Raw genomic sequence first — 12,191 nt, 5'->3', positions numbered from 1 at the left:
CTCCGGTTCACAGGCAATCCGGTGCGTGCGGTTGCGCGCGCATCGTTTTCGTTGATCACACCATGACACCGAATCAACCGTTTCTCGCGTCCCAGCGCGATGTGCTGCTACTGCTGTCCCGAATCCTGCTCGTGATCCTGTTCGTGATGTTCGGCTGGAAGAAGATTATCGACTTCTCCGGTACGATCGCGTTCATGGGCAGCGAGGGCGCGCCGGCTCCGATCATCTCCGCGGCGATCTCCGTCGTGATGGAGCTGTTCGTCGGGATCGCCATCCTCGTCGGTTTCCAGACGCGGCCGCTTGCGCTGCTGCTTGCGCTGTATACGATCGGCACCGGCATCATCGGCCACCACTACTGGACGATGACGGGCGGCGAGCAGATCAACAACATGATTCATTTCTACAAGAACATCGCGATCTCGGGCGGCTTGCTTGCGCTCTGCGCGGCCGGCCCCGGACGTTTTTCGATCGATCGCGGATAAGCGACCCGAGGCGCGTGCATGGGGCGCGCGACGGACGGTCGAGACTTCGAGGGGGCATCATTTTGCGACTCAAATACTTCGCATGGCTGATTGCGGCCGCCACGCCGGCGGCTGCGTTTGCACAGACGAGCGTCACGCTGTACGGCCGGATCGACGGCGGCATCGAATACCTGAACCACATCGCGAAGCCGAACGGCGGCAGCGGAACGCGCTGGAGCGCGGAAAGCGGCGACTGGGGCACCAGCATGTTCGGGCTGAAAGGCGTCGAGGATCTCGGCGGCGGGATGTCGACGGTCTTCAACCTGGAAACCGCGTTCCAGGTGATGAACGGCCAGACGGGCGGCGGGCGCATGTGGTCGCGGCGCGCGTACGTCGGGTTGAAGAGCAACACGTGGGGCCAGCTGCAGGCCGGCCGCAACCTGTTCATCGACAGCGACGGCGTGTGGGAATTCGATCCGTTCGTCCAGCAGGCGTTTTCGTCGGCGTCGCTCGTGCGCGGCCGCAACTGGCAGCAGAGCAGCAACAACATCGAATATCACAGCCCGGTGATCGGCGGCTTCGACGTGCAGGCGCAATACGCGTTCGGCAACCAGTCGCGCGGCTTCAACTACGGCGCGGCCGACGATTTCGGCCGCTCGGACGGGATCATGATCTCGTACCACTCGCCGGTGCTTGATGTGCGCGGCATCTATGACGAGCTGCGCGATAACAACGGCAAGTTCAGCAATATCTTCACCGCGTCGCGCGAGTACTTCGTCGGCGCGAACGTGAAGGTGTCGAAGTTCAAGATCCAGGGCGCGTATACGCACTATCAGGCGCCGGACAGTCCGGCCGGTGTCGCCGATCGTGCGGATCACTACTGGCTTGGTGCGACCTACTCGGCGACGCCGCAGTGGGCGGTGACGGGCGGCGGATATTACGTGAAGGTGGGTGATGGCGGTGGAGACGCATCGCACGATCCGTCGGGCCACGCGATCATGTACGTGCTCGGCACCACGTACAACCTGTCGAAACGGACATTCCTGTATGGGACGGTCGCGTATGCGCGTAACGGCGGGAATTCGAACTTCTCGCTGCTCGCGACGCCGCGGGATGCGACGTCGGGGACGAGTCCGATAACGGGCGAGTCGCAGACGGGCGCGTATGTGGGGATGATGCATACGTTCTGAGTGCGGGCGGTTTGTGTTGGTGAAAAAGGCTCGGGCGGTGAAGGTCCGTGCCTTTTTGCGTTTACGGCGCGTCCCGTATCGGCGCTGTCCGTGATGATGCGATATGGTCTCAACAAGGGCTCTTCTGCTGCTTCGAGACCCGTCCTGTTCTCGAAAGTCGGTATGACGCATCGAGCGATCAGCAAGGGGCGCTCGGTAAATTTACATTCGTTCAAGTTTTACCGCCCCGTACATTCCAAAGCAAATCACTCCAATGTCACAAGTCTGCGAAACGGCGGCGGCAGCTTTCTCTGGCTGACATCCGCCCCGAAGCTCGGCGATGACACTGCTGGCCTAGCGCCGTGTAATCAGGTCCACGTTTACTCCAACTGCTCAGACTAGGTCTGTGCCTTTTGACTGCGACGAAACCGATGCGTATGCTTCGCCGACTCATTGATCGTTGTGTCGTCTGATACGCTCGGGAAACGTGATGCGGGACCTTGCTCTATGAAAGATTTGTCTGCGTTGCAAAAACTCATCCGAGCCGACAACCTTGGCTTGGTAGCCGAGCGGGATGGCGCATTCGTCGCCGAGGCGCATACCGCGCGCGGAAAGGTATTCGTCAAGGCCACGATGAACAGAACGGCTTTCGACCGGCACTGTGAAATCCTCGAAGCACTCGAAGCGAATTCTTTCGCACCGAAAATATTGGAGAAGGCCGCTTGGGGGGAGTATGCGATCGTCGTCTTGAGCGCTATTTCAGGCAAGCGCCTCGATCATGTTCTGAAAAATGCGGAGCAGGAAACGAAGCTTCGGCTCGCCGCGGCCGCAGGTTCTGCTTTAGCGCAACTTCATCGCGCAATCACGCCATCGCGCCTGATGGGGATGAAGTTCTGGCAGCAGCGTGACGAGAGGCTGGAGCGTCCTGCCGAATGGCGTGTTCATCTCGACGGGATGGTTTCGAAGTGGCTGTCGCGCCTGAACCAGACGGCTCCTGGCTACCCGGAATACCGCGTTCAGCTGGATAGACTTCGTCATTTCGGCGCTGATCTGCGTGTGCCGTCCGATATCCGCTTGCTGCATTGCGACTACATCGGAAGAAATATCCTGGTCGACTCGGACGATCACGTGTCCGCAATCCTGGATTTCGAGGCCGCGCGTATTGGGGACGCGGCCTATGATCTGGCGAAGATCGTCTGGGTGGACATGGATTTCTCCGACGAAGTGCTGTGCCACGCCTTTCTTGCGGGCTGGGAGGCGACGTACGGTGAGCCGGTACCACGAACGGAATTTCTCTACTATGTCGGCGTGCAGTGCTTGGCGGCCATCGCCTGGACGGATAAGAACACACCGCTCGATAACGCGAATGCATTTCGATCAACGGCGATCCAGACGCTGTGCAAGGTGGTCCGCGAGTTGCAATTGATTGTCAGTTGAAGCGTTGTCGGGGTTTGGGCGATTCTTGTCGGAACAGTGACCGTGCAAATCAAAAACAAGGTACTCGTTTATCTTACATGGCGGGATAGACTACTCGTTTTCACGCAACCCAAGTTCCCGGAAGCCGGGAGGCAAGTGGTTGCCGGCACGATGAATCACGGAGAACTGCCAATAGCCGCCGCGCTATGCGAGCTTCGCGAGGAAAGCGGTATCGGCGACGCTCAAGTCGTGCATGTTCTCGGCTGTTACTTCTATTCGATGAAGAAATTCGGAAGAAGCGAGATTCAGCACCGGCATGTCGTGCATGTCATGGTGAGCGACGCCATTGCAATGAAGGCGCATTGGGCGCATTTCGAGAGCGATCCGGGTTCCGGTGGTGAACCCATTGAATTCAGCTTCCAGTGGGTTCCACTTTTTGGAGCGGAATTCACGCTGATCGGTGGCCACGATTTCTTCTTACCCATGCTGAAACACTTCATGCGCGAGCATCAACATGAGCGGTTGAACAGAGACTGAAACATGAAGGTTTGCATCGTAGGCCCGTCGGGTGCGGGGAAAACGACTATCGCTCGGCAGTTGGCTCGGAGGTTCGATACTGACGCGTATGAATTCGACAACGTTTATTGGGACAAGAGCGGTGAAGAGTACGTGAAGAACTCGGATCAGGCGATGGCTGACGCTATCGCGACGATCATCGCCGAAGCCGGCTGGTTCGTCGAAGGCGCGTACGACAAGCGAATGTATCCGCTGCTTGCCGAGTGTTCACTAATCTTGAAGGTCGAAGTCCCGTTCCGTGTGCGCGTGATACGCCTGATCAAGCGCTTCATCGGGGCGACGGTGACCGGAAAGTTACCTAGGGAGACCTTCCGGAACACCATCGAATTGACCAAGTTTTCGTTCCGCTTCGACAAGCGGCTCAGCGATTTTCTGTCCGCTGACGCAGTGCTTTCGACGAAGGTCGTTTCAGTCCGCGACACATCGTCGAGCATTGAAGCAATACGTATGGCAGGTCTCTGCTGACGCTATTGCAGGCCTGCGCTGATCCGATCGGCGCCGTGCGTCAGAACACGCAGGCCTCGGTCGTCGTCAGCACCGCAAACGGTCCGCCAAGCGTCGCATTGTGATGCGCGACGATCCGCTCGGCTGCCAGCGCAGGCGTATCCATGCAAGTATGCGCATCGGCCACGAGCACCGCGAGAAACCCGAGATCGCCGGCCGCACGGCACGTCGTATCGACGCAGTACTGCGTCTTCATCCCCGCAATCACGATCTCGCCGATACCAGCCGCCTGCAGCCACTCGGCGAGTCGCGTTCCCGCGAAGCAACTCGGGCGAGTCTTGTCGAACACGATGTCGCGTGCGGTATCGATCGCAAGCTCCGGCAGCAGCGCGGCCAGCGGCGCATTGGGCGCGATCGGCGAGCCGGCCGGCCCGGTGTGACGAACGGCGAACACGGGCGCACCGCTTTCATGCGCGCGGCGAATCAGCCGATTGATGTTGGCCAGCACACGTTCACCATCATGCGGACGATCATCGCCATGAAACAACCCGACCTGCATGTCAATCACGAGCAGCGCGCGTTTCGGGGAAGGGGCTTCGGACATTGCGTTTCTCCTGAGTGGCCGATGCAGACGGAGAAACGAAAAGACCCCGTCCGGAACCGGCGGGGCCTGTGGGAATCGGTGACGCTACGATCTTGCGCGCACTCGCTGCACGGGCCCGCCGAAGGCGGCCGTGCGCGTGGTCGTCGAAAGAGTGATCGTGGCATTGTGCATTGATCAATCATGCCCGATGCGCGCGCGCGACGTCAATGGCGCTTCACGTACCGCGCATCGCGCCACCGCTCAGTCCAGCGCCTTCCCGGCCTTCTCGTCCATACAACGAATCGCGAGCAGCGTGAACAAGCCACACCCGATCGCATACCAAGCCGGCGCATTCGGATTCCCGGTCGCGGCGATCAGCCACGTGACGAAGAATTGCGCGAAGCCGCCGAAGATCGCGACGCCGACGCTATACACGAGCGCACCGCCCGTCGCACGCACCGCACGTGGAAACAACTCACCGAGCATGGCCCCCGTCGCACCGATGTTGACCGCATGCACGATCGACAGCGCGGCGATGATCGACAGCAGCGACACGGCGCCCGGCCAGCGATTCAGCGCGATGAACGCCGGGTAGATCGCGGCCATCAGCGCGATGCGCGTCCACCAGACGATCCGGTTGCGCCCGTACACGTCGGACAGGTGGCCGCCGATCGGCGTCACGAGCATCAGGATCGCGCCGGCGACGCAGCCGGCCGTCATCGACAGCCACGTCGGCAGGTGCAGCACCTGCACGCCGTAGATCGCCATGTAGAACACGATGATGTAGTGGATCGACGTGCCGCCGATCGTCACGCCGAGGCCGGCGAACACGGCCTTCCCGTGATGGCGCAGCACATCGGCGAGCGGCAGCGACGCAACCGGTTCGTCGTGCGCGGCGGCGGGCGAGGGCGCCGCTGCCGGGACTTCCTCGACGGTGCGGCGCAGCCAGTAACCGAGCGGAACGAACAGCGTGCCGATGATGAACGGCACGCGCCAGCCCCAGCTTTCGAGTTGCGCGGCGGTCAGCGTCGACGTCAGCGCGACGCCGGTGAGCGCGCCCGCGAGCGCGGCGAGCCCCTGGCTCGAGAACTGGAACGACGCATAGAAGCCGCGACGATGCTGCGGCGCCTGTTCGAGCAGCAGCGTCGTCGATGCACCGACTTCGCCGCCCGACGCGAACCCTTGCAGCAGCCGCGCGAGCACGAGCAGCAGCGGCGCGGCGATGCCGATCTGCGCGAAGGTCGGCGCGACCGCGATCGTCGCGGTGCCGAGTGCCATCAGCAGCAGCGTGAGGATCATCGCCTTCTTGCGGCCGGCGCGGTCCGCATACATGCCGATCACGAGCCCGCCGAGCGGACGCGTGACGAAGCCGACACCGAAGCTTGCGACCGCGAGCATAAGTTGTCCGAACGACGAATGCACGGGAAAGAACAGCTTGCCGATCAGGATTGCGAAGAAGCTGTAGACCGTGAAGTCGTAGAACTCGAGCGCATTGCCGACGGCGGCGGCCGCGATCAGCCGGCGTTTCTTCGCGGCGGCGCGGGCGTCGACCGGCGTGCCGGCGAACGGAAGGGCGGACGTTTCCATGGGGTTCCCCCGGGTAAGCACGAAACTGCGTGGTGAAGGGCCGTCAGGCCGCGAGCCAGGCTTCGGCGACACGGACCCAGTAGCTCGCGCCGATCGCGAGAATGTCGTCGTTGAAGTCGTAGCCGGAGTTGTGCACCATGCAGCCGCCCTTGCTGCCGATCCCGTTGCCGATGAACGCATAGCAGCCGGGGCGCGCTTCGAGCATGAACGCGAAATCCTCGCTGCCCATCAGCGGCGCGGCTTCGGTTTCAACGTGTTCGGCGCCGAGCATCTGGCGCGCGATGTCGGCCGCGAACGCGGTCGGTTCCGCGTGATTGACGAGCACCGGATAGCCGTAGTCGTAGTCGACTTCCGCGGTGACGCCGAAGCTCTCCGCCTGCCCCTTCGCGAGCGCTTCGATGCGGCGCGCGAGCAGCGCACGCACGTCGGCGTTCAGCGCGCGCACCGACAGTTTCATCACGACGGTTTCGGGAATGATGTTGAACGTCTCGCCGGCCTGCACGCTGCCGACGGTGATCACGGCCGCATGCTGCGCATCGACCTCGCGCGCGACGATCGTCTGCAGCGCGACCATGATGCTGCCCGCGGCCGACATCGGATCGCGCGCGAAATGCGGCATCGCGCCGTGGCCGCCGACGCCGCGCAGCGTGATCGTCACGCGGTCGGCCGACGCCATCGCGGCGCCGGTGCGGAACGCCATGTCGCCGGCCGCGCGGCCCGGCATGTTGTGGATCGCGAAGATCGCGTCGCACGGGAAACGATCGAACAGGCCGTCGTCCATCATCGCCTTCGCGCCGCCGAAGTTTTCCTCGGCGGGCTGGAAGATCAGGTTCAGCGTGCCGGAGAATCGGCGCGTGGCCGCAAGGTGGCGCGCCGCGCACAGCAGCATCGCGGTGTGGCCGTCATGGCCGCATGCATGCATCTTGTTCGCGTGGCGGCTTGCGTACGGCAGGCCGGTGGTTTCCGCGAGCGGCAGCGCGTCCATGTCGGCGCGCAGCCCGACCGTGCGCGCGCCTTGCCCTTCGCGCAGCACGCCCACCACGCCGGTCTTGCCGATGCCGCGATGCACGTCGTAGCCCCAGCCGGTGAGCAGCTCGGCGACGAGGTCGCTCGTGCGCGTTTCTTCGAATGCGAGTTCGGGATGGGCGTGGATGCGGCGGCGCACCTCGACGAGCTCGGGGGCGATCGCGGCGATGCCGGGGATGACGGGGTTCACGGCTTGCAGCATGGTCTCTCCAGTGGGGCGGGTGGGGCGTTTGACGCGCATATGACGACCAAGCATATAAATTTCTTTTGCGTACCAGAAGCTGCTAAATTGCTTTGGTGCACACCGCCGGTTGCCGCTCGGGAATACCCTGAACCACTGCGCGGCGCGGTGCACAGGGTTTCCCCGGGTCACGTATTGCCGCCATGAAATACCATCAGCTGAAAGCGTTCGTCACCGCCGCGGAGGAAGGCAGCATTCGCGCGGCCGCGCGGCGCCTGAACGTGTCGCCGGCCGCGCTGACGAAGGCGGTCAAGGAGCTGGAGATCGCGCTCGGCGTATCGCTCGTCGTGCGCACCGCGCGCGGCGTGCAGCTCACTGCGTTCGGCCAGCAACTGCAGGTGCGCGCGCGGCTGATCGTCGCCGAAATGCAGCGCGCCCGCGACGACATCGAGCAGGCGCAGGGCGCGATGACGGGCTCCGTCGCGGCGGCGATCACGCCGGCGGCGGCGGTGACGATCCTGCCGGACGCGTTTCGCGCGTTCCGGCGTCGCTTTCCGGTGGTGCGCGTCAATCTGGTCGAAGGGTTTCCGGGCGTCGCGCTGCCGCGCCTGCATGACGGTTCGCTCGATTTCGCGGTGGCCGTCGTCGTGCCGGAGCTGCTGGCGGCCGAGTTCGATCATGCGGAGCTCTATGCGAGTCGCTCGCTGATCGTCGCGCGCAAAGGGCATCCGCTCGCGTCGGCCACGTCGCTTGCCGATCTCGTCGAGGCCGACTGGCTGATGAATCCGTCGCCGGAAAGCTCCACGCAGGTACTGTTCAACTCGTTCGTCGCGTACGGGTTGCCGGTGCCGGCGCGTGTCGTCGAGTGCCCGAGCTTCGGTCTCGCGCACAGCCTGATGACCGGGTGCGACCTGATCGCGTCGATGCCCGAGCAATTGCTGCAAGGCGAGTGGGCGCGCGATCAGCTCGCGGTGCTGCCGATCCGCGAGCGCTTGCCGGGCGTATCGGTGCAGGTCGTCACGCGCCGCGACAGCCCGCTGACGCCGGCCGCGGCGATGCTGCTCGATTGCCTGCGCGATTCCGCGCGACGCAAGGGATTGAGGTGAGCGCGCGCCCCGCAAGGATCACGTAGTGATCCTGACGATCATGGGCCCGGCATGTGCCGGCCGCACGCCATTCGGGCGCACCTTGCGCGAGCCGGTATCATAGCGGCCGGCCCGCCGCTCCGGCCGGCCGCCAACCACACCGCCATCCGGCATCCAGCAATCAGAGGCATCCCATGACCAGTGCAACCCAATTCGACAACGTATCGGTCGTCAAGCGCGCGAACGTCTATTTCGACGGCAAGTGCGTGTCGCATACCGTGCTCTTCCCGGACGGCACGCGCAAGACGCTCGGCGTGATCCTGCCGTGCGCGCTCAACTTCGGCACGGATGCGCCCGAATTGATGGAAGTGCAGGCCGGCAAGTGCCGCGTGAAGCTCGACGGCAGCAGCGAATGGCAGACCTACGGCGCCGGCGAATCGTTCTCGGTGCCGGGCAAGAGCCGCTTCGACATCGAAGTGCTCGAGACGCTCGATTACGTCTGCAGCTATCTGTAACGCGCTTCCCGCGCAGCAAAGAAAAAGCCCCGCCGAAGCGGGGCTGGTCGCAAGCGGATGGCGCGAGGCCGTCCGAAGCGCCTGTTCTCGTTACTGCATTACAGGCAGGCGTTGATGTCGCCGGCGGACGCTGCGTCGCCACGCACGCCGACCCACGTTTTCGCACCCGGCTTCCACGACGGACGAACCATCGCGGCGGCGCCGTTCGGCGGCTGCTGGCCCGGTGCGTACACGTCGGTCGCGAGGCCGTTGGCCAGCACGTTCTGCGAGATCACCTGTTGTTGCGACTTGTCGGCCCAGGTCTTGGCGATGCACGCCGACACGTCGGGCGCGTCTTTCTGGCTTTGTCCCACGTTCTGCACGGCAGGTTCGGCGGCATGAGCAGAAATTGCCACGGTCAATGCGATGAGCGGTAAGTATTTCACGTTCACGTTATCTCCCTCGAGTCGTGATTGATTGAGTGGGATGCGCAGCAATGCTGCGTGCAAGTGAGATTCCATCCTGCACGCACGGTTCCGACCATTCCGAAACAAGTTGTTAACGCGCTTGCCAAATGGCGGCTCGGATGCTGCGCAGGTTGCTGCGGCGCGGCATGCGTCGTGTACGGTTCGACGTCATGCGTGGCGCGGTCCGCGCGCTGCCCGATCGTGGTGTGGTGAAGTGACGGCCGCGGCTGGCGGGATGTCGGTGCATCCCGCGCCGCGACGCTTTATCTGATGACGAAGTGGAATGGCTGATGGATGGCCCCGTCGCATGAGCACCATGATGACAAACTTTCGTCTGCCGAATTGTTAACCAACTTTAAACGCAGGAAGGCGGCGGGGAAGCGAGGCGCGGCCGGGCGAACGCCGCGCATGCGGTTTGTGTCAGCCGGCCTTGCGCGAGCCGACGTCGCGCAGGTTGACCGGAACGACCGGACGGAAGCGCTCGCGCTTCTGTTCGTCGTCGAAGTGCTGGAGCGCCGGCTTGATCAGGTCGCTGCGCGACACGATGCCCGTGACGCGCAGCGATTGTTCGTCGGCGACCACCGGCAGGCGTTCGAGGCCGAGCATCGCGAGGCGAGACGCGACGACGCGGCACGTTTCGTGCGCCAGCGCGACGACCGGTGCGCGGTTGGCGAACGCGTCCGAGATCGGCGTGTCGGCGTCGGCCTGCGCGCGCTGCGCATCGAGCATCGCGCGATCGACGAGGCCGAGCAGTCGCCCGTGCTGCACGACCGGATACGCGCGGTGCGTCTGCTTCGCGCCGAAGTATTGCGCTTCGACGGTATCGAGCGTCGTTGCGCCGTCGACCGCGACGAGCCGATCGGCCGACGTCATCACTTCGCCGATGTCATGACGTTCGAGCGGATCGACGCCGTATTCGCGATAGATGTGATAGCCGCGACGTGCGATTTTCTCCGTCATGATCGAGCGCTTCAGCACGATGGTCGCGAAGCCGTGCGCGACGAGCGTCGCCGCAAGCAGCGGCAGCAGCGCGTTGGCGTCGTGCGTGAGGCCGAACGCGAACACGATCGCGGTGAGCGGGGCGCCGAGCGTCGCGCCGAGCGTCGCGGCCATGCACACGAGCGGCCACAACGCCGGATCGCCGCCCGGCAACACCGGCGACAGCACGGTGCCGAGACCGGCGCCGAGCATCAGCAGCGGGGCAAGCACACCGCCCGACGTGCCCGAGCCGAGCGCGATCACCCACATCACGGCCTTCACGATCAGCAGCGCGAGCGCGATCTTCAGCGCGATGTGCTGGTGCAGCAGGTCGCCGATCACGTCGTAGCCGACGCCGAGCGCGCGCGGCTCGAGCCAGCCGCCGACGCCGATCACGATCGCGCCGAGCGCCGGCCACCACATCCAGTGCACGGGCAGCTTCGCGAATGCGTCTTCGACGCGATAGAGCGCCGCCGACAGGCCGCACGCGAGCATGCCCGACAGCAGGCCCGCGACGATGCACGACAGCAGCGCGACGGGCGTCGGCGCGGCCGTCGTCAGCGGAAACAGCGGACCGACGCCGAAGAACACCGCGCGTGCGAAGCCCGCCACCGCGCACGCAAGCGCGACCGGCAGGAAACTGCGCGGACGCCATTCGAACAGCAGCAGTTCGACCGCGAGCAGCACGGCGGCCACCGGCGTGCCGAACACGGCCGTCATGCCGGCGGCCGCACCGGCGACGAGCAGCGTCTTGCGCTCGGCGGCGGTCACGTGCACGCATTGCGCGATCAGCGAGCCGAGCGCGCCGCCCGTCATGATGATCGGGCCTTCGGCGCCGAACGGGCCGCCGCTGCCGATCACGACGCCGGACGACAGCGGCTTGAGGATCGCGACCTTCGGCGACATCCGGCTCTTGCCGAACAGGATCGCCTCGATCGCTTCCGGAATGCCGTGGCCGCGGATCTTCTCCGAACCGAAACGCGCCATCAAGCCGACGATCAGCCCGCCGATCACCGGGACCGCGATCACCCAGGCGCCGAGCGTGTTGTTCGCGGGCGAATGGTCGGCGAACGACAGTTGCTGGAAGAAGAACAGGTTCGTGAACAGGCGGATCAGGCTCAACAGCACGAATGCGGCGAGCGTGCTGAGCAGGCCGATCCCGGCGGCGAGCAACGCGATCCTGGGCAGGCGTTCGTTGGTCGAGAAATCGCGTTTGTGTGGTGCGTTCATCGGAGTGGCAAGGGTCAGTAATCGATCTGGGGAACCAGGAACGTGCCCTTGAGCGACTTCAGCTCGGCACGATGCATGGCCGCGAGACGGGCAAGCAGCGTTTCGCCGGCCGGCTCGAGGTGGACTTCGACCTGGCGGCGGTCGGCTTCGCTCGGCTTGCGCTTCACGAGCCCGAGTGCTTCGCAGCGCGTCACCAGCGCGACGACGCCGTGGTGCTGCGCCTGCAGGCGTTCCGCGAGTTCGCCGATGGTCGCCCATTCGCGATGCGGATAACCCTTGATGTGCAGCAGCAGCAGGTATTGCAGCGGCGTCACGCCTTCGCTTTGCGCGGCGCGTTCGGAGAAGCGCTCGAAGCGGCGCATCTGGTAGCGGAACTCGGACAGTTGCTGGAAATCGCTTTTCGTCAGTGCGCGTCGGGTATCGGTCATCGAGGTCATTCGGGCAGTCGGTTGCGGTGACGATAAATATATCACAACGTGATATAAATGGCCGAA

13 protein-coding genes are annotated in these 12,191 nt (G+C 64.2%); 7 read left to right on the top strand and 6 right to left on the bottom strand.

The window, feature by feature from the left end; all coding sequences use genetic code 11:
• Nucleotides 1-62: 62 nt before the first annotated feature.
• From HWX55_RS11325 to HWX55_RS11305, 5 genes are all read left to right on the top strand, one after another.
• Nucleotides 63-482: a DoxX family protein gene (locus tag HWX55_RS11325; RefSeq protein ID WP_050012789.1), complete on the top strand. Its 420-nt coding sequence runs from the start codon at nucleotides 63-65 to the stop codon at nucleotides 480-482.
• A gap of 62 nt (nucleotides 483-544) precedes the next feature.
• Nucleotides 545-1,651, top strand: a complete 1,107-nt coding sequence (locus tag HWX55_RS11320) for a porin (RefSeq protein WP_175975646.1) — start codon at nucleotides 545-547, stop codon at nucleotides 1,649-1,651.
• Nucleotides 1,652-2,137: 486 nt separating this feature from the next.
• Nucleotides 2,138-3,067 (top strand): aminoglycoside phosphotransferase family protein, encoded by a 930-nt coding sequence (locus HWX55_RS11315; RefSeq protein WP_175975645.1) that lies wholly within the window; start codon nucleotides 2,138-2,140, stop codon nucleotides 3,065-3,067.
• 42 nt (nucleotides 3,068-3,109) lie between these two features.
• Nucleotides 3,110-3,583, top strand: a complete 474-nt coding sequence (locus tag HWX55_RS11310) for an NUDIX hydrolase (protein WP_175975644.1) — start codon at nucleotides 3,110-3,112, stop codon at nucleotides 3,581-3,583.
• A gap of 3 nt (nucleotides 3,584-3,586) precedes the next feature.
• Nucleotides 3,587-4,087: an AAA family ATPase gene (locus HWX55_RS11305; protein ID WP_175975643.1), complete on the top strand. Its 501-nt coding sequence runs from the start codon at nucleotides 3,587-3,589 to the stop codon at nucleotides 4,085-4,087.
• A gap of 40 nt (nucleotides 4,088-4,127) precedes the next feature.
• Here HWX55_RS11305 and HWX55_RS11300 read toward each other — a convergent pair whose 3' ends face one another.
• From HWX55_RS11300 to HWX55_RS11290, 3 genes are all read right to left on the bottom strand, one after another.
• A complete protein-coding gene (locus HWX55_RS11300; protein ID WP_175975642.1) occupies nucleotides 4,128-4,670 on the bottom strand; it encodes a cysteine hydrolase family protein in 543 nt (180 codons plus the stop codon).
• 240 nt (nucleotides 4,671-4,910) lie between these two features.
• Entirely contained in the window at nucleotides 4,911-6,236 is a 1,326-nt protein-coding gene (locus HWX55_RS11295; RefSeq protein ID WP_175975641.1) for an MFS transporter, read from the bottom strand.
• A gap of 43 nt (nucleotides 6,237-6,279) precedes the next feature.
• Nucleotides 6,280-7,464: a M20 aminoacylase family protein gene (locus HWX55_RS11290; protein ID WP_175975640.1), complete on the bottom strand. Its 1,185-nt coding sequence runs from the start codon at nucleotides 7,462-7,464 to the stop codon at nucleotides 6,280-6,282.
• 182 nt (nucleotides 7,465-7,646) lie between these two features.
• On the opposite strand from HWX55_RS11290, the gene HWX55_RS11285 reads away from it, so the two are divergent.
• A complete protein-coding gene (locus HWX55_RS11285; protein WP_175975639.1) occupies nucleotides 7,647-8,549 on the top strand; it encodes a LysR substrate-binding domain-containing protein in 903 nt (300 codons plus the stop codon).
• A gap of 173 nt (nucleotides 8,550-8,722) precedes the next feature.
• Entirely contained in the window at nucleotides 8,723-9,043 is a 321-nt protein-coding gene (locus HWX55_RS11280) for a pyrimidine/purine nucleoside phosphorylase (protein WP_006478890.1), read from the top strand.
• A gap of 98 nt (nucleotides 9,044-9,141) precedes the next feature.
• On the opposite strand, the gene HWX55_RS11275 is transcribed toward HWX55_RS11280, so the two are convergent.
• The 3 genes from HWX55_RS11275 to HWX55_RS11265 form a co-directional block, all read right to left on the bottom strand.
• The gene (locus HWX55_RS11275; protein ID WP_006482964.1) at nucleotides 9,142-9,474 is read right to left on the bottom strand and encodes a hypothetical protein; all 333 of its coding nucleotides are present in this window, start codon (nucleotides 9,472-9,474) and stop codon (nucleotides 9,142-9,144) included.
• Between the two features lie 435 nt (nucleotides 9,475-9,909).
• On the bottom strand, nucleotides 9,910-11,697 hold the full coding sequence (locus tag HWX55_RS11270; protein WP_175975638.1) for a chloride channel protein: 1,788 nt from the start codon (nucleotides 11,695-11,697) through the stop codon (nucleotides 9,910-9,912).
• A 14-nt stretch (nucleotides 11,698-11,711) separates the two neighbouring features.
• Nucleotides 11,712-12,125, bottom strand: a complete 414-nt coding sequence (locus HWX55_RS11265; RefSeq protein ID WP_050012872.1) for a helix-turn-helix domain-containing protein — start codon at nucleotides 12,123-12,125, stop codon at nucleotides 11,712-11,714.
• Nucleotides 12,126-12,191 lie beyond the last annotated feature (66 nt).

Origin of the sequence: Burkholderia sp. BCC1047 (genome assembly GCF_902833155.1) — a bacterium.
Taxonomy (GTDB): domain Bacteria; phylum Pseudomonadota; class Gammaproteobacteria; order Burkholderiales; family Burkholderiaceae; genus Burkholderia; species Burkholderia sola.
The sequence above is the reverse complement of the archived record's forward strand: the minus strand, read 5'-3'. Positions and strand labels throughout refer to the sequence as shown.